Origin of the sequence: Variovorax paradoxus, from assembly GCF_024734665.1 — a bacterium.
In the GTDB taxonomy this organism is placed as follows: Bacteria; Pseudomonadota; Gammaproteobacteria; order Burkholderiales; family Burkholderiaceae_C; genus Variovorax.
This window is the reverse complement of record NZ_CP102931.1, coordinates 3,044,059-3,059,768: the sequence shown is the minus strand read 5'-3', so window position 1 is coordinate 3,059,768 and position 15,710 is coordinate 3,044,059. Positions and strand designations below refer to the sequence as shown.

Annotated in this window: 14 protein-coding genes; 5 read left to right on the top strand and 9 right to left on the bottom strand. The window is 63.5% G+C overall.

Annotation, left to right across the window (positions count from 1 at the left end):
• The first annotated feature begins 1 nt into the window (after position 1).
• Positions 2–1,990 carry an NAD(P)-dependent oxidoreductase gene (locus NWF24_RS14380; RefSeq protein ID WP_309148872.1) on the top strand — a complete coding sequence of 663 codons (1,989 nt, stop codon included), beginning with the start codon at positions 2–4 and terminating at the stop codon, positions 1,988–1,990.
• Between the two features lie 52 nt (positions 1,991–2,042).
• A complete protein-coding gene (locus tag NWF24_RS14375) occupies positions 2,043–2,387 on the top strand; it encodes a hypothetical protein (RefSeq protein ID WP_258354739.1) in 345 nt (114 codons plus the stop codon).
• A gap of 3 nt (positions 2,388–2,390) precedes the next feature.
• On the opposite strand, the gene NWF24_RS14370 is transcribed toward NWF24_RS14375, so the two are convergent.
• The 7 genes from NWF24_RS14370 to NWF24_RS14340 are packed head-to-tail and all read right to left on the bottom strand — an operon-like array spanning position 2,391 to position 8,248.
• Entirely contained in the window at positions 2,391–3,005 is a 615-nt protein-coding gene (locus NWF24_RS14370; protein WP_258354738.1) for a DUF2889 domain-containing protein, read from the bottom strand.
• 20 nt (positions 3,006–3,025) lie between these two features.
• On the bottom strand, positions 3,026–3,784 hold the full coding sequence (locus tag NWF24_RS14365) for an SDR family NAD(P)-dependent oxidoreductase (protein ID WP_258354737.1): 759 nt from the start codon (positions 3,782–3,784) through the stop codon (positions 3,026–3,028).
• Between the two features lies 1 nt (position 3,785).
• A complete protein-coding gene (locus NWF24_RS14360; RefSeq protein WP_258354736.1) occupies positions 3,786–5,207 on the bottom strand; it encodes an MmgE/PrpD family protein in 1,422 nt (473 codons plus the stop codon).
• 38 nt (positions 5,208–5,245) lie between these two features.
• On the bottom strand, positions 5,246–6,235 hold the full coding sequence (locus tag NWF24_RS14355; RefSeq protein WP_258354735.1) for a Bug family tripartite tricarboxylate transporter substrate binding protein: 990 nt from the start codon (positions 6,233–6,235) through the stop codon (positions 5,246–5,248).
• 44 nt (positions 6,236–6,279) lie between these two features.
• A complete protein-coding gene (locus NWF24_RS14350; RefSeq protein WP_258354734.1) occupies positions 6,280–6,951 on the bottom strand; it encodes a 3-oxoacid CoA-transferase subunit B in 672 nt (223 codons plus the stop codon).
• 2 nt (positions 6,952–6,953) lie between these two features.
• Positions 6,954–7,655, bottom strand: a complete 702-nt coding sequence (locus NWF24_RS14345; RefSeq protein ID WP_258354733.1) for a 3-oxoacid CoA-transferase subunit A — start codon at positions 7,653–7,655, stop codon at positions 6,954–6,956.
• Complete coding sequence (locus NWF24_RS14340) at positions 7,652–8,248, bottom strand: carboxymuconolactone decarboxylase family protein (protein WP_258354732.1); 597 nt, start codon at positions 8,246–8,248, stop codon at positions 7,652–7,654. The genes NWF24_RS14345 and NWF24_RS14340 overlap by 4 nt, the downstream gene beginning before the upstream one ends.
• Before the next feature lie 199 nt (positions 8,249–8,447).
• Here NWF24_RS14340 and NWF24_RS14335 point away from each other — a divergent pair, with 199 nt between their 5' ends.
• The gene (locus NWF24_RS14335) at positions 8,448–9,365 is read left to right on the top strand and encodes a LysR family transcriptional regulator (protein WP_258354731.1); all 918 of its coding nucleotides are present in this window, start codon (positions 8,448–8,450) and stop codon (positions 9,363–9,365) included.
• Positions 9,366–9,392: 27 nt separating this feature from the next.
• Here NWF24_RS14335 and NWF24_RS14330 read toward each other — a convergent pair whose 3' ends face one another.
• Positions 9,393–10,316 (bottom strand): LysR family transcriptional regulator, encoded by a 924-nt coding sequence (locus NWF24_RS14330; RefSeq protein WP_258354730.1) that lies wholly within the window; start codon positions 10,314–10,316, stop codon positions 9,393–9,395.
• Between the two features lie 113 nt (positions 10,317–10,429).
• Between NWF24_RS14330 and NWF24_RS14325 the strand changes: the two genes are divergently transcribed.
• The gene (locus tag NWF24_RS14325) at positions 10,430–11,548 is read left to right on the top strand and encodes a Bug family tripartite tricarboxylate transporter substrate binding protein (RefSeq protein ID WP_258354729.1); all 1,119 of its coding nucleotides are present in this window, start codon (positions 10,430–10,432) and stop codon (positions 11,546–11,548) included.
• 117 nt (positions 11,549–11,665) lie between these two features.
• A complete protein-coding gene (locus tag NWF24_RS14320) occupies positions 11,666–13,507 on the top strand; it encodes an NAD(P)-dependent oxidoreductase (RefSeq protein ID WP_309148871.1) in 1,842 nt (613 codons plus the stop codon).
• Positions 13,508–13,697: 190 nt separating this feature from the next.
• On the opposite strand, the gene NWF24_RS14315 is transcribed toward NWF24_RS14320, so the two are convergent.
• Positions 13,698–14,954 carry an MFS transporter gene (locus NWF24_RS14315; RefSeq protein ID WP_258354727.1) on the bottom strand — a complete coding sequence of 419 codons (1,257 nt, stop codon included), beginning with the start codon at positions 14,952–14,954 and terminating at the stop codon, positions 13,698–13,700.
• Positions 14,955–15,710: the final 756 nt, after the last annotated feature.

Sequence of the window (15,710 nt, the reverse complement as noted above, 5' to 3'; positions counted from 1 at the left end):
GATGGCGCGGTGTGTGCGTCCGGCGGCGACAGCGATGTCTCCGGCAGCGACAAACACGCGCCGCACACGGTCGGCCGCGCGGGGCATCGCCCCTTCGAATTCATCATCATGGTCAGGCTGCACGCGCCAGCCGGATCTCACTGGAGCTCAGGAAATGACACTGTCTGTTGGCTATATCGGTTTGGGTGCGATGGGCGGCGCGCTGGCGCAAAGGCTGGCCGCCTCGTACAAGCTCCACGTCTGGGACATGAACCGCGAAGCGGCGCAGCGCTTCGAGGCGCTGGGCGCTATCGTTCCTGCTTCGGCCCTCGACCTGGCGCGGCAGTGCAGCGTGATCCTGTTGTGCCTGCCACGCAGCGCCGACGTGCGTCGTTTGATCTTCGGCCCCGGGGGGCTTCTGGAAGGCCTCGCACCCGGAACGATCATCATCGACCAGACCAGCGGCATTCCCGAGGAGACCCGAGAGATCGCCCGGCAGTTGCAGATCCATGACGTCGCCATGCTCGATGCACCGGTGGCCGGTGGCGTTGCGGCGGCGCAGGAGGGCCGCATCACGATGATGCTGTCCGGCCCGGCGGCGGCCTGCGAGAAGGTGCTGCCGATCCTGCAGGTCATCAGCCCGACGATCGTGCGCTGCGGCGAACGACTGGGAGATGGCCAGGCCATCAAGGCCGTCAACAACGTGATGAATGCAGCCTGTCGGCTTGCCACATTGGAGGTGGTGGCCATGGGGTGCAAGCTCGGGCTGTCGCTGGCGTCGATGACCGAAGCCATCAACCAGAGCACCGGCCGCAGCCGCATCTCCCAGAATGCGCTGCCGGCATTGGTGGAGGGCAGGCCGTCCAGCGACTTTGCGCTTCCCTTGATGATCAAGGACGTGGACCAGGCCATCGCGCTGGGCCGGCAGGCTGGAGCACCGATGCCGATTGCCGGCCTCACGCGGGCGCTGCTTCAGATCGGCGCCAACACCGTCGGCCCCACGGCACGCCTGGAAGACATGATCGATGTGATCGCCTCGATGGCCGGCACCACGCTGCGGGGCAGCAGCGATGCGTCGGCTGCTGTCCCTCTTGGCGTCGCGCCTTCGGCCGCGCCGGCACAGCCGGTCATCGGCTACGTCGGCCTGGGCGCGATGGGCGCGGCGCTCGTGCGCAGGCTGCTGGCTTCATCGCGCAAGGTCCACGTCTTCGATGTGCGCCGGGAGAGCGTGCATGCGCTGGAAGCGCAAGGCGCCATCGCCGCGCCGGATCTGCCTTCCCTGGCCCGCGCATGCGACGTGATCATGGTCTGCCTGCCCACTTCGGCGATCGTGCGCGAGGTGTTGTTCGGCGACGGCGGGCTGGCCGAAGGCCTGTCGGCCGGCAAGGTGATCGTGGACCAGACCACGGGCGATCCTGCCGAGACGCGCGCCATCGCTGCCGAGTTGGAGCGGCTTGGCGTGGCACTGGTCGATGCGCCGGTGTCCGGTGGCCCTGGCGGCGCTGAAGCCGGCACCATCGTGACCTTGTGCGGCGGCTCGCCGGAGGCCTTTGCGCGGGTCAAGCCGATTCTGGAGGAGACCGGCCCTGCAGTCGTGTACTTCGGCCAGAGCGGCAACGGCCATGTGGCCAAGCTGATCAAGAACACCTTGGGTGCCTGCAACCGGTTGATCACCTACGAATCGGTGGCGATGGCGGTCAAGATCGGCCTGAAGCTGGACCAGCTCGCCGCTGCGATCAGCAAGGGGTCGGGCTGGTCGCAGGCGTTCGAGCGCATCGTGCCGGTGTTGCGCACAGGTGGCCGCACCGCCACGCTGCGGCTGGAGCTGATGGTCAAGGACCTGGACCTGGCCACGCAACTGGCCGCCGGTTGCGGCGCACCCATGGTGATCGCCAACGCCGTGCGAAACACCGTCGAGGCAGCGGCCAACGAGCTCGGCCAGGACGCGAACATCGACGAGATGTCCAGGCTGTTCGAGGCCCGCGCCGGCGTGAAATTCTCGGAAGCCTGACAACGATGCACCCCCTGCACCTTTCACAGCACGCCACACGGAGGGTCCGCGCATGAAAACGACCGACATCCCATCCACCTCCGCACGCCTTGCGGCGGTCAGCCCTGAGGCCATGGCCCACTACCAGCAGATGCGCGCCAAAGTCATGCCCGCGCCGGGCGTGGACGCAGTGACCTGCGAGATCGTCTTCGTCATGCAATTGGCGGTGCTTGGGGTTGAAATCCCTTTCAAAGTCCACGCGATGCGTGCCATGGCACTCGGAGCGGGCAAGACGCAATTGCAGCGTCTGGTGCTGGCGGGGCTGGGGGTGACGCTCATTGCCTCGCAGGCCGGACGCGCGGTCGCGTGGCTGGACGAGGCTCATGAGGAGTCGCAACAGGCTGCTGCTGCGGGCTGACTCCTAGGCTGGCGCTGCCGGGTCGCGCGGTGCCGTGCCGGCCGCATCGTCGGCATCGGACGGCAGGTTAGGCGCGACGTAGTAGGCGGGCCAGAACCGCATCACCATCTCGCGGCTTCGGCCGTAGGCATAGCAGCTGTCGAGTTGCGGCGGAGGTCCGTCGCCGCCGTGCTTGCGCAAATGGGCGGGCCGCAAGCCGCGGATGCCCTGCATCGCGGTTGTGGCCAACGGCATCAGCACTTCCATCAAGTGCGTGCAGCTGGCGGCGCCGCGCAGGCGCTGCTTGACGGTTGCCGACCAGCCCCGGGCGATGCGCTCGCCGATTAATACGCGCAAGGTCGTCTCGGCCTGCTTGCACACGTCATAGGGCGTGATGTCGGAAGCGGCGCAGATGTCCCGCACGACGAAATCGTCGTCGACCGTGAGCCGCACCCACAGATCATGCAGGGCCTGGCCAGGCGGCACCGGCAGTGGCCTGCCGAGGCTCTCGAACAGAAAAGGCTTGGTATCGATCAGATGGGCTTCGACGTCGTAGAGGCCGTCCTCGCGGGCGTAGGCCTGCATGTCGACGACGCGCCGGTGGATTTCGCGGCGTGGAGGGGAGGGAGGTAAAGACATGAAAGGCTCCTCTGCTTCTTTCAGCCTGCCATGAAGCCACCGTCGACCCCCTGCAGGCTTCCCGTGATGTAGCGAGCCCGGTCCGACAGCAACCAGACCACCAGTTCGGCCACCTCTTCGGGCTGTCCGAGGCGATGCATCGGCACGGAGGCCAGCAAGGCATCGCCACGGGTGGCGAGCGACGAACTGACGAACACGGTATCGATGAAGCCGGGGCACACCGCATTGACGCGAATGTCCGATGCGGCGTATTCGATCGCCGCGGTCTTGGTCAGGCCATTGATGGCGTGCTTGCTCGCGCTGTAGGCCCCCGAGCCGGCGCGGCCGACCAGGCCGGAGATTGACGATGCATTCACGATCGCGCCACCACCGTTGCGGCTCATGTGCTCGAGTTCGGCGCGCATGCACAGCCATGTGCCGGTGACGTTGACCTGCATGATCCGGGCGAACGCGTCTTCGCCGATATCGCCGATCTTCGCCGAGGCCGCACCGCACTGCCATTGCGCGATCGCGGCATTGTTGAATGCCCCGTCGAGCCGGCCGTAGCGGTCGAGGACCGCGCCGACCATGGCGCGCACGTCGCCCGGCACGCTGATGTCCGTGCGCATGGCGATCGCAGAGCCGCCGGCGTCCGTGATCAGCAGGGCCGTTTCCCGGGCGCCTTCGAGGTTGAGATCGGCCACGGCGACACGGGCGCCCTCGCGGGCCGCCGCCACCGCCGTTGCGCGGCCGATGCCACCCGCCGCGCCAGTGACAAGGACCACCTTGTCGTTCAGCATTTCAAGTTCCTCCCATGCGGCGAATCCCCGGGTCGGGTACGAACAATCTCGTGAGTTCCCTGACGTCCCGCACCTGTTCCAGATTCATGATCATTCGGAGCGACGACCTGGCGACTTCGTCTCCGGATTTCCTTGCAACGAGATCGAGGTACTTCTGCTCGATGTCGTCTCTGCCGAGCGGATTGAATGGCGATCCAAGCGCATAGGCTTTTGCGCTCAGCACGGCGCCATTGCGCATGCGCAAGGTCACCTTGCCCTGGGGAATCTCCGTCGCGCATTCCGGGTCGACTTCCAGGCGGACCCGCCCGGCAATGGCTGCAACGGCGGGGTTCTGGAAGCCATCGGCTTCGGCGTCGAGATAGGCGCCGACATCGTTGCGGCCGTTGACTATGCGCATGGCGATGCCGTACTCGGCGCTGAATTGAGCCCCGACGATGTCGGTGGGGCGCGGCCCGGTGGCGCCGGTGTGAACCAGGGTCAGCGGCTCGCAGCCGAGCACCACCTCCTCGATGTCGTCAGGCGCGATCGCGTGCGCCGCCCGGAGCTTGTCGTAGGCCGCGAAGTGATGGTGAATCAACGCGCACGATGCGTGCGGCTTCAACGCGCCGCGCTCCGGAAAATGCCAGTGCGAGCCCAACTGCTCATACAGGAAGCGCGCATCGTGCGCGTTGCAGAAGGCCTGAAGGAAGCCACGCTTGCCTTCGAAGATGGTCGGCGGCCCGCTCAGGCCCAATCGGGCGAGCCGCGCGGACCGGATGCCACCTGCGGCACCGATGCCGCCATGCGCGCGCTTCACCTCGCCGCCGCTCTGCGAGTACTCTGTCGTGCCCGATGCGTGGCTGCCTGCGATGCCCAGGGCATGGACGGTGGGCTCCAGCTCGAACCGCTCCAGCATGGCCGCAACCAGTGCCACGCCGAACACTCCATGCGCGCCGGTCTGATGGAATCCGCGGCCGAGCAGCATCGAGGGCATGGTGGCGAGCGCCAGGCGGATGATGGTCTCGAATCCGACGGTCGCCGCCCGCAGCAGGTCGGCACCGCTGGCACCGAGCGTCTCGGCCACGGCCAGCCCGCCCGACACCACGACGCAGCCCGGATGGGCATAGGCACCGTTGCCGCCGTAGTCATCGATCTCGAAGCTGCTGCCGGCAGTGCCATTGACGAACGCGGCGCCCTCCGCGTCGGCCTGCAGTCCGGTGCCGAGGATTGATGCCGGGCCGCTGCGGCCGAACTGGCTCACATAGGCCTGCGCGATGCGCGGCGCAGGCAGATCGCAGCAGCTGACTTGCGCGCCGATCTGATCGAGGATGTGCAGCTTCACTCGCTCCAGCACATCGGCATTGACATCGCTCAGTTTGAGCGCAAGTGCCCATTCGGCGAGCCGCTGAGCGACGGGCGGGGCGAAAGAGGGTTCGTCTGCCATGCCTGTGGATTCCTTGGTGAATGGGAGAGGGCGACTCGCTATTCGGCGCGCGCACCGGACTTCTTGACGACCTGCGCCCAGGTCGCGATCTCGGCGTCGAGGAAGGCCGAAAACTCCTGCGGCGTCGAGGCGACGACATCCGAAGAGACCGCATGCAACTGGCTCGCGACCTCGGCGCGGCCGAGAATCTTCCTGGCCTCGCGCTGCAGTTGGTCGACAACATCCTTGGGCGTGCCGGCTGGGGCCAGCAGGGCGATCCAGCCGAGAAGCTCGTAGCCTGGAACGCCGGCCTCGGCCACGGTCGGTATTTCGGGAATCAGCGGGGATCTCTTCCTGCCAGTGGTCGCCAGGATCCTGAGTCGACCTGTCTTCATCTGTGGAAGCACGCCGGGTGGCGACTGGATCGCTACATCGATCTGTCCCGCCATCAACGCCAATGTCACCGGGCCGGTGCCGTTGTAGGGCACATGGACCGCGTCGAATCCCGCCATCGTCTTGAGCAGTTCCATTCCGAGATGGTTGCCTTGGCCCGACCCCGCGGAGCCATAGCTCAGGTCCGACTTCCTGGCCCGTGCCAACGCCAGGAATTCGCCCAGCGTGTGGGCCGGAGACGAAGCGGGCACCGCGATCACGAACGGGTTGCTCGTCAATTGGGAGACCGGCGCGAAGTCCTTGACGGGATGGTAGGCAAGCCTGGGATACAAGCTGATGTTGGTGGCGTGGCTCGATGCGGTCACCAGCAGCGTATGACCATCCGCCGGTGCCTTGGCGACGAACTCTGCAGCGATGTTCCCGGCGGCGCCGGGCTTGTTCTCGACCACCACCGCCTGCCCCAATGCAGCGGGCAAATGTTGCGCGAGCAGCCGGGCGACGAGGTCGATGGTGCCCCCTGGTGGGGTCGACGCAATGATCCGGACCGGCTTGCTGGGATAAGCCTGTGCCATCGCCGACGCGCCGATGAAGGCGCCAGCCACCAGCGCCAGGGCCGCTCGGATGGAGGCTCTTCCAATTTTCATCTCGATCTCCATGTGGCCACTTGTCTTGCGATCGTTCTTGGCAACAGAAAAACAGGTCAGCCCAGCGCAGCGGTGGCCTGTGCCTGTGCCTGTGCGATGGGCAGGCCGACCAGACGTTCCAGTTCCTTGTGCGAGAGGCCTTCGACGACGTCGATCAGACGCAGGCCTTGCGGCGAACACGCCAGGGTGGCGAGGTCGGTGTAGATGCGCTTGATGCAGGCCACGCCGGTCAACGGATACGTGCATCGCTCGACGATCTTGCTGGCACCGTTCTTGTTCAGCAGATCCATCATCACCCAGGCCGCCTTGGCGCCGACGGCCAGATCCATGGCGCCGCCGACGGACGGAATGGCGTGGGGATCACCGGTGCTCCAGTTGGCCAGGTCGCCCGTGGCCGAGACCTGGAAGGCGCCAAGTACCGCGATGTCCAGGTGGCCGCCACGCATCATGGCGAACGAGTCCGCCTGATGAAAGAACGCGCCACCGGGCAACAGCGTGATGGGCTGCTTTCCGGCATTGACGAGGTCGTAGTCTTCCAGGCCTTCGGCGGGCGCGGGACCCATGCCCAGAATTCCGTTCTCGCTCTGCAGGATGACCTCGCGTCCTGCGGGAATGTGGTTTGCCACCAGCGTCGGCATGCCGATGCCCAAGTTGACATAGGCACCTTCGGGAATGTCCTGCGCCAGGCGTGCCGCCAACTGCGTTCTGCTGCGTGCTCGGTAGGTCATCTTCACGCAACCTTTCTGAGACCGACCGACGGCGTGGCTGCGCGCGGCAGTTGAACCAGCCGCTTTACATGAATGCCCGGCGTGACGATGGCCTCGGGGTCGAGCTCGCCGAGTTCCCGGACCTCGTAGACGCTCGCGACCGTGAACTTCGCAGCGGCAGCCATCACGGGGCCGAAATTTCGCGCGGCCTTGCGGTACACCAGGTTTCCCCAGCGGTCGCCGGCTTCGGCCTTGACGAGCGCCACGTCTGCAACGATGGGGTATTCGAGGACGTAGTGCCGACCATGGATTTCACGTGTCTCCTTGCCTTTGGCCAGCTCGGTTCCGTAGCCTGTCGGGCAGAAGACGCCCCCGAGACCGGCACCCGCTGCACGGATACGTTCTGCGAGATTGCCTTGCGGCACCAGTTCGAGTTCGATTTTTCCGCTGCGGTACATGCCGTCGAAAACATGGCTGTCGACCTGGCGCGGGAAGCTGCAGACGATCTTGCGCACGCGGCCCGCCCCGAGCAGCGCGGCGACGCCGTATTCGCCGTTCCCGGCGTTGTTGCAGACGATCGTCAGGTCTTTGGCGCCCTGTTCGAGGAGGCCGAGGATCAGTTCATGCGGGATGCCTGCGGTGCCGAAGCCGCTGATCAGTACGGTCGAGCCGTCCTTCACCCCGGCGAGTGCCTCCGCCGGCGAGGCAGCGATCTTGTCGATCATGAAGATTGCTTGGAGGAGGTTGGGTCCGCCGGCGTACCGGCCGAGCCGGAGGCGAAACCGGGATAGAGATTGACGTAGCCGAGCGCCTTGCGCTTCTGGGCCTTCCTCGCGGCCGCTTCGCGTGACAGCGGCTTGAAGCCGTGGGCCGCGATCAAGCGGTGCATGAACGCGCCGCGGGCCGTCACCGCAACAGCGTCGTGCAGCGCGTGTTCGCTCCATCCGGCCTCGAGCACGGCATCCGTGTCGGCTTGGTTCATGGCGTTGGGCGCGGTCATGAGCTTGCGTACGAATCCGAGCAGCACCTTGAGCTCCGCGTCCGCCGGTGCTTTTTCTGGATCCTCCAGCAGCTGTTCGACCAGGCCCGGCGGAACGCCCCAGGCATACGCCACCTCGGAGTGGGCCACGTGCACCAGTTCGCATCCGGCGACGGCGCAGGCGTAAGCCAGGATCAATTCCCGTTCGCCCTGGCTCAGCGGCGAGGGGCCGTTCATCAAGGCTTCGCTCATGGTGGACCAGGGGCCGTAGATCTCGGGGTAGCTGGTGTAGATGCTTGGAGGTCCGGCGTCGGCGGGCAGCGAGGCGAGAAAGGGCATGGGGCTCCTCTTTGAAACAGGCGGTGCGTTGCCAAACAGCGAACGGATCCTTGAGGAAGCTCTTTGCGTCTGGCGGTTGCGATGCAGGTATTTTTAGAAAATCATGTATAGCCGTCCAATTCTTATTGAAGAATCATTGATAGCTTTTTTAGAATCGTCGACTTCACTGCACCAAGGCCATTCAACCTCCCGGAGAGCGATGAAACTCCAATTCCTCAATTACTTTTGCGTCCTTGCCGAAGAGCTGCACTTTCGACGTGCTGCAGATCGCCTGGCAATTTCGCAGCCGCCGCTCAGCACGGCCATCCGCTTGCTGGAAGAAGAGCTCGGCGCACAGTTGCTGATCCGCAACAGCAAGATGGTCCAGCTCACGCCCGCGGGGGCGGCCTTCCTAGTTGAAGCCAAGGAAATCCTCGAACGCGTCGCGCGTGTCGGCAGCGTGGTGCGGGCCATCGACGGCGGTGTGCATGGGCGGCTGGACATCGGCATCGCCGGATCCATGCTCTATCGCGAGACCCCGGCCATCCTGGAGCGCTTCAAGCGCGACGTGCCGGCTGTCGACGTGGTGCTGTACGAGCTCTACACCACCGAGCAGATCGAGAAGCTGCTGCGCCGCCAGCTCCACGCGGCGTTCATCCAGGCATCGGTGCTGCCGGCGCCGCTGGCATCGATCCCACTGCGCAACGATGTTTTCGTGGCCTGCCTGCCGGAGCACCATCGGCTGGCGGACAAGGCCAGCGTCGACCTGCGCGAGATGGCGGACGAGGCGTTCGTGATGTTCTCGCGTGAAAGTGCGCCGGCCAGCCATGACCATGTGATCGGCATCTTCAGCCAAGCTGGCATCCATCCGCGCACCGTGCACCAGGCACGCATCTGGATGACCGTCGTGGCCATGGTGGCCAACGGTTGCGGCGTCGCGCTGGTGCCGCAGTCGCTGTCCCGCACGAACATCGGGGGTGTCCGCTTCATTCCTCTGGCCGGTACCTCCGCAGTGGCGCCGGCGCTTCTGGCGTGGAACCCAAGCATGATGCCGATCGCTCTGGAGAAATTCCTCGCCAGCGCGACGGCGACGGTCCGGCAGTTGGCGAAATCCCCGTCGAGCAAGGCTCGCCGCTAGCTGCTCGCCGGAAAGCGTGAGACCGCCTTATTTGCGGGGTGATTTCAGGCGTCGCCGGCCAGGCGTCTCGGCATTGATTGTGGTTGTCGCGATCTCGATGAACTTGGCGAGCGTGGGCGCGACCTGCACCGGGTTCCATACCAGCATGGCAGGTGCGGGCGCATCTTGGCCCGCCAGGGATATGAACCGCACACCGGCCAGCCTTGAACGAGCCAAGGACTTCGGGACCAAGGCCACTGCGCCGTCTTCAGCCACCATCGCAACAATGGTGAGCCAGGAGTGGGCGCGATGCGAGATTTGCGGATAGATGCCGGCCTGATTGAAAGCAGCGATGACGTTGTCGTGGCTTGCGGGTGCAACCGATCGCGAGAACATCACGAAGCGTTCATCGGCCATTTCGCGCAGGTTCACGCTGCGTCGCCCAGCCAACGGATGACGCTCGGGTACGCATAGCGAGAAGGCGTCCTGTTTGAGAGCAATGGCCTCGAGTGCCGGCACGGTGCGGGAGCCGGAGATGAACGCAGCATGGATTTGCCCGCGCAACAGCGCCTGAAGATATCGCGCCGCGGGCATCTCGTGCAGGACCACTTCGACCCCGGGCATTTCACGCCTGAATCGGGAGAGGATGGTTGGTACCTCGCGATAGAGCAGCGAAGCAGCCGTACCGACATCCAGGCGCCCGTGCATGCCGTGGTCGACGGCGGCCACCAAACTCCTCGCGTCGGCAAAGCGGTCAAGAATGTGATTGGCCTCAGCCAAGAATGCCGAACCCGCCGGGGTGAGCTGAACCAGCTTGCTGTTCCGGATCAGCAACTGTGCACCGAGATCGTCCTCCAGCGATTTGATGGCCGCACTGAGCGGGGACTGCGTGATCGCGAGCCGGCTGGCTGCCCGCCCGTAGTGCAGCTCTTCGCATAGCACGCTGAAGTACTTCAAGAATCGAAGTTGCATGGCCCCCTCCAGTTGGAATTCAACGAGCTGAAAAACAGCTTGTTCAAGCTGTCGAAACGATTGGACGCCGATCGTACCGGCAGGCAAAGTTTCCGTTGTCCCTCGGACAACCGATGGATGGTCTGGACGATGGTTGCAGTCGTGACCAGCGGCTCAGGCGCGGGACGGAGAGATCACACCGCGTGTTGGTAGATGTGATTTCCGGTAGCACGAACGAGAAATCGAACTGCTCAAAAAAATACAGGAGACAAGCAGCAATGGCCCACTTATCGCTCGGATTCAAATTGGATCGTTTTCTTGTTGCGGCAGCACTGGTGCTGGGCGGCACCTCAGCGGCGGCAGATGCGTTTCCAAGCAAACCGTTACGAATCATCGTGCCTTCGGCGCCTGGCGGCGCGCTCGACGTGACAACGAGGCTTGTCGCACAAAAGATGAGCGAGACGCTGGGGCAGTCCGTCATCGTGGACAACCGTGCTGGCGGTGACACGTTGATCGGTACTCGCCAGGCGAAGGACGCTGCGGCGGACGGCTACACAATTCTGGCGCAGGCCAATGGCTTCGTAACCTTGCCCGCGGTCAAGCGTGATCCCGGATACGACCCATTGAAGGATTTCACACCCATTGGCCTGATGCTGCGCGCCCCGATGGTGATGTACGTTGGGGCGGATCAACCTGATCGGACACTTTCAGATTTCGTGGCGCGGGCAAAGTCTCACAAGCTTACCTATGCAACGGGAAGCGTGGGAGGGCCGACACACGTTGCAGCGGCCATGTTTCTCCAGGCAGCCGGACTGAACGTGACCCTGATCCCTTACAAGGGCGCGGGGCCCGCCATGACCGATGTGATCAGCGGCCGGGTTGACATGATCTTCGACGGATACATGAGCAGTTCAGGTCAGCTGAAGTCTGGAAGGCTTCGGCCGCTGGCGGTGACATCCGCCACGCGAGTTGGACCTCTGCCGGGCGTTCCGACCTTTCAGGAGCAAGGAATGGATTTCAACTATTCGCTATGGCTTGGTCTCGTTGCGAAGTCCGGCACGCCAAAAGAGGTCATCCAGCGCCTCTCCGATGCCTTGGGATATGCACTGAACAACAAGAATCTGAATGCACGATTCCAGGCAGAGGGTTCCGACCCGAGCTTTGTCACGCCGGAAGAATTCGGCCGCTACCTCAAGAACGAAATGAACCAGATGGCGAAGGTGGCCGGTGACCTCAACTTGCCAAAGGACTAGGTACCGACAAGAGAAGGTGGCCCGCATGTGGAGATTCGTTCTCTGCACTGACTGCCCCTTGTTTTCACCCCATGCAGGGCAAATCCAGTGGAGGCTCGTTTTCTCTGGCAGACAGAAATGCGCAGGATGGAAAATATGAAGATCGGTTATGTCGGACTGGGCGCTCTGGGCAAAGAGCTCGCGCGCCGCTTCTTGCAAGCGCACGAATTGTGCGTTTGGGACATCGATGCCGCCGCGGTGGCGGAACTGGAAAAGCAGGGCGCGACGGGTGCCACATCCGCTGCGGAAGTTGCACGCCGGTGCGACGTGGTGCTGTTATGCCTGCCGCGCAGCTCGGATGTACGACAGGCGATTCTGGGCTCCGACGGGCTCGCAGAAGGCTTGTCGGTCGGCCAATTGGTCATCGACCAGACCAGCGGAAGCCCGAGTGAAATGCGAGAGATCGCGCAACAACTCATGCAGCGCGGCATCGCCGTGTTGGATGCAGTGGTATCCGCAAGCCCACAGACTGTTTCGCAAGGCAGCGCGATCTTGATGGTCGGAGGGGCTACGGAAGTTTATGAAAGGGCGCTTCCTGTCTTGCGCGAGATCAGCCCTGCGATCAACCACTGCGGGCGCCACGTGGGCGACGGCCAAGCCATGAAGCTCATCAACGACGCAATGGAGGCGGGATGCCGACTCGGCACACTGGAACTGGTTGCCATGGGCACGAAGGCCGGGCTGGCGCTCGAGTGCATGACTGAAGTGCTCAACAAGGGCGGGGGACGCAATCGGACAACGGAACAGGTGCTGCCTGCCATCGCCCAGGGCAGATCGTCCACCAGCTTCCCGTTGTCGACGACTCTCCAATCCATCAACCAAGCGGTTTCACTCGCCATGGAGATGGGCACACCGATGCCGGTGACGAGCGTCGTGCGCGGGCTGTTGCAGGCGGGCGCGAACATGCTCGGGGCGTCGGCTTCAATCGAAGACGTGATCGGCCTGATCGAGTTGATGGCCGGCACGCGACTGACCCAGCCTGTGGAAATCGCACGGTCGAATGAACCAGTTGCGACACGATCGGAATTTCGCCCTTTGACGGTGGGGTACGTTGGACTGGGCGCGATGGGCGGAGCGCTCGCGCGACGCTTGTCGCTATCGATGCCGCTGCAGGTCTTTGATGCCGATGCGCAAGCCATGCAACGCCACGCCCGGGAAGAGATGACAGCTGCCGCCGATCTGCCGGCGCTCGCACGCAGTTGCGACGTGATTCTCTTGTGCCTACCGACGTCCGCCATCGCGCGCCAGGCGTTGTTCGGCCCGAGCGGCCTTGTCGCCGGGCTATCAGCCGGCAAGATCATCGTCGACCAGACCAGCGGCGATCCGGCGGAGACGCGGCGACTTGCCGCCGAACTGCGAGCACTCGGTGTCAGCATGGTGGATGCGCCGGTGTCGGGGGGACCGAGCGGTGCAGCTGCAGGCACGATCGCCATCATGACCGGTGGCGCGCCGGCTGCCGTCGCGCGGGTAAGGCCTGTCCTGGCGGCGATCAGTTCCAACATCGTGCACTGCGGCGACATCGGCAACGGGCACACGGTCAAGTTGGTCAACAACGGCGTCTCGTCGCTGTGTCGTTTGGTGACCTACGAGTGCGTGGCCGCCGGAATGAAGTACGGTCTGCGGCTGCAGGACATGGCGGAGGTTTTGAATAAAAGCTCAGGTTGGAGTGTGCCCTCGCAGAAGCTGTTGCCAGCGCTCGTGGCGGGCAAGTCGGCTGCCAATTTCCAGCTTCAACTCATGGTCAAGGACTTGCGGTTGGCCGCAGGCCTCGGCATGACCTTCGGCGTTCCCATGACGATCTCGAATGTGGTGCGCAATCTGTTCGAGGTTGCGGTGAATCGGTATGGTCGAACCGCGAACATCGAGATGATGGCAAGCTTGTACGAATCGATGGCCGGCATCGAGTACCGCGCGGTCTGATTTGTGATTTGTGTTGCCTACAGAACGGTGCCGTAACGATCCCGCAGGTGACGGGTGGTCATATGACGATGATCGCTGGAGATGGCATGGGCAGACGCGGCGCCGGCTTCAAGGCCGACGAGCTGGATCCACGCACTTCCTCGTCATCCCGTATTACGCGTGAAAGAACGTACCGCCTCGAACTGCGCCGTCAGGTTGCTGCCTCATACCGAGGAAGCATGAACATGACCAAGCTGAGCAAAAAGGTGAGAGCCGCGCAGACCAGCAGTCCCGTTTGATAGCCGCCCGAGATCTGCACCAACCAATTGAAGGCGGGCGGCCCGGCCGTGGCTCCGAGCGAGTAGATCGCAAAGAGCAGCGCAAAGATCGTCGTGAACGCGGCCCGGTCATAGTACCGGCTCACGATGAACGCAAGAAAATCGATCTCCGAGCCAATGGCCAAGCCGATTCCGATCGCTGCTATGAGGTAGGCAATCGGTGTATTGGCGTCGCGCAGAATGAAGAAGCCCGCCGCAGTGAAGAGCAGCACTGCGGTGATTACGCGCGGCGCGAATACGCGGTCGAGCAGTCCGCCGCCGATCAAGCGTCCGGCGATCAGCGCAATGCCCAGGACGGCCTGGTAGCGCGCTGCCTGCACCAAAGTCTCGCCTCGAGATTGCAGCAAGGGAACAAAGTTGGTCACGCCCGCAACCAGGAGGCCGCCCGTCGCGAATGCAAATACGGCAAGGACCCATGTCCGGGGCTGGCGAAGTGCCGCAGTGACCGTGGAACGAATCGCCGAAGTGGTTGTATCTCGCGGGCCTCGCTTCTCGGGATAGGCCCGCAGGAATATCACCGCGATAGGCACGGAAAGCAGCAAGACCATCAAGCCGTAGGCAAGGCACATATGGCGCCAGCTGTAGTCCGTGACGATCTTCGCGGCAATGGCCGGAAGAGCGGCCGCGCCGACACCCACACCGATCATCGCGATGCCGAGCGCCAATCCACGTCGGCGGTCGAACCAGCCAACGACGACGCTCGCATACGTCGGCGGCAGCGTCCCGCTTCCCAGAAGGCCGATCGCGGCGAATGCCGCGTGCGCAACGAGCAGATCGTTCGGAATTGCTGCCAAGCCGAAGAACGAAGCCGCGAGAAGGGCTGCGGATGCGAGTGCCGCTCTTCGAGCGCCGACGCGGTCTGCAATCGCTCCCCAGATGGGACCTGCCACAGTCGAGCTGAGTGCGAATGAAACGAAGAGCATGGAGCGCTGTAGCTGGCTCCATCCGAACTCAGCCGCCATCGAGGATGTGAGCACGCCGAACGAGTAGACGACAAGCACGCCGACGCTGAACAGCAGGCTAACGAACGTTGCACCGACAACCGACCATCCTCTCCAGGAATCTTTGGGATGCGTCAGATTGGAGGCAGCGACAGTTGAGGTTGGCGGAATCACCAGCGGCGGTGTCATGGACATGTGTTTTCCAGTCATCAAGATTCCCCGTGTCTTGGCATGTCCCCGGGGTGTTTTGGTAGGCAATCTGAATCCGGCGATCGGCTCCGGCATCCTTCAGGCATTCAAATTTAGTTAGTCCACGAAGTATATTGAGCGTGGTCGCATCATCAATACTTAGTAAGCTAAGGTAAACCCGAACAAGATTACCGTGGGTAGCTGCGTTGGAGGCCTTTCCAGGGCGCCACAAACCAGCAGCGGCGATAGCGGTCCACAGCGTCCACAGCGTCTACAAGACACTTTGCAATTCACCGGCGTTTCAACTAGTACGTCAATGTCGGCGAACCTGACGTCAAGCCGATCGCACTCCCTATGTCTGAAGTGGACACTCCGATGTTCGAACTCAGGTTCTGATGCGCATCCATGGTCAAGAAGCTTTCGCCCATCGCAGCGCGACATGGAACCTCTGTCGCGCGCGAAGCCTTCCTGCCCAGACCGAACCTAAGGAAGAGGCGGATCGTTCCAACGTTGAATATCGCAGGGATGGAATCAACCGGAGAAGTCTTCACGCTGATGGTTGTTCCGTCTCGGACGCCGAGGATTGAGGTCGCCATATCTGCGCCGTCAATGGTGACCCCGAATTGAACACGGAAGACCATCGGTGAGCAACGGCGGGGGAACACGATCTCGCATCCTTCCTGCCAGAGGTCGAATCGTCCACGATTCACCCCCGGGTTTCTCATAGTCATCGAGCTGCTTGATCATCGGCGCGCC

Excerpts from the sequence above, each read along its gene's own strand:
- NWF24_RS14380 (WP_309148872.1), top strand. The coding sequence starts at position 2 with ATGGCGCGGTGTGTGCGTCCGGCGGCGACAGCGATGTCTCCGGCAGCG.
- NWF24_RS14375 (WP_258354739.1), top strand. The coding sequence starts at position 2,043 with ATGAAAACGACCGACATCCCATCCACCTCCGCACGCCTTGCGGCGGTC.
- NWF24_RS14370 (WP_258354738.1), bottom strand. The coding sequence starts at position 3,005 with ATGTCTTTACCTCCCTCCCCTCCACGCCGCGAAATCCACCGGCGCGTC.
- NWF24_RS14365 (WP_258354737.1), bottom strand. The coding sequence starts at position 3,784 with ATGCTGAACGACAAGGTGGTCCTTGTCACTGGCGCGGCGGGTGGCATC.
- NWF24_RS14360 (WP_258354736.1), bottom strand. The coding sequence starts at position 5,207 with ATGGCAGACGAACCCTCTTTCGCCCCGCCCGTCGCTCAGCGGCTCGCC.
- NWF24_RS14355 (WP_258354735.1), bottom strand. The coding sequence starts at position 6,235 with ATGGAGATCGAGATGAAAATTGGAAGAGCCTCCATCCGAGCGGCCCTG.
- NWF24_RS14350 (WP_258354734.1), bottom strand. The coding sequence starts at position 6,951 with ATGACCTACCGAGCACGCAGCAGAACGCAGTTGGCGGCACGCCTGGCG.
- NWF24_RS14345 (WP_258354733.1), bottom strand. The coding sequence starts at position 7,655 with ATGATCGACAAGATCGCTGCCTCGCCGGCGGAGGCACTCGCCGGGGTG.
- NWF24_RS14340 (WP_258354732.1), bottom strand. The coding sequence starts at position 8,248 with ATGCCCTTTCTCGCCTCGCTGCCCGCCGACGCCGGACCTCCAAGCATC.
- NWF24_RS14335 (WP_258354731.1), top strand. The coding sequence starts at position 8,448 with ATGAAACTCCAATTCCTCAATTACTTTTGCGTCCTTGCCGAAGAGCTG.
- NWF24_RS14330 (WP_258354730.1), bottom strand. The coding sequence starts at position 10,316 with ATGCAACTTCGATTCTTGAAGTACTTCAGCGTGCTATGCGAAGAGCTG.
- NWF24_RS14325 (WP_258354729.1), top strand. The coding sequence starts at position 10,430 with ATGGATGGTCTGGACGATGGTTGCAGTCGTGACCAGCGGCTCAGGCGC.
- NWF24_RS14320 (WP_309148871.1), top strand. The coding sequence starts at position 11,666 with ATGCGCAGGATGGAAAATATGAAGATCGGTTATGTCGGACTGGGCGCT.
- NWF24_RS14315 (WP_258354727.1), bottom strand. The coding sequence starts at position 14,954 with ATGACACCGCCGCTGGTGATTCCGCCAACCTCAACTGTCGCTGCCTCC.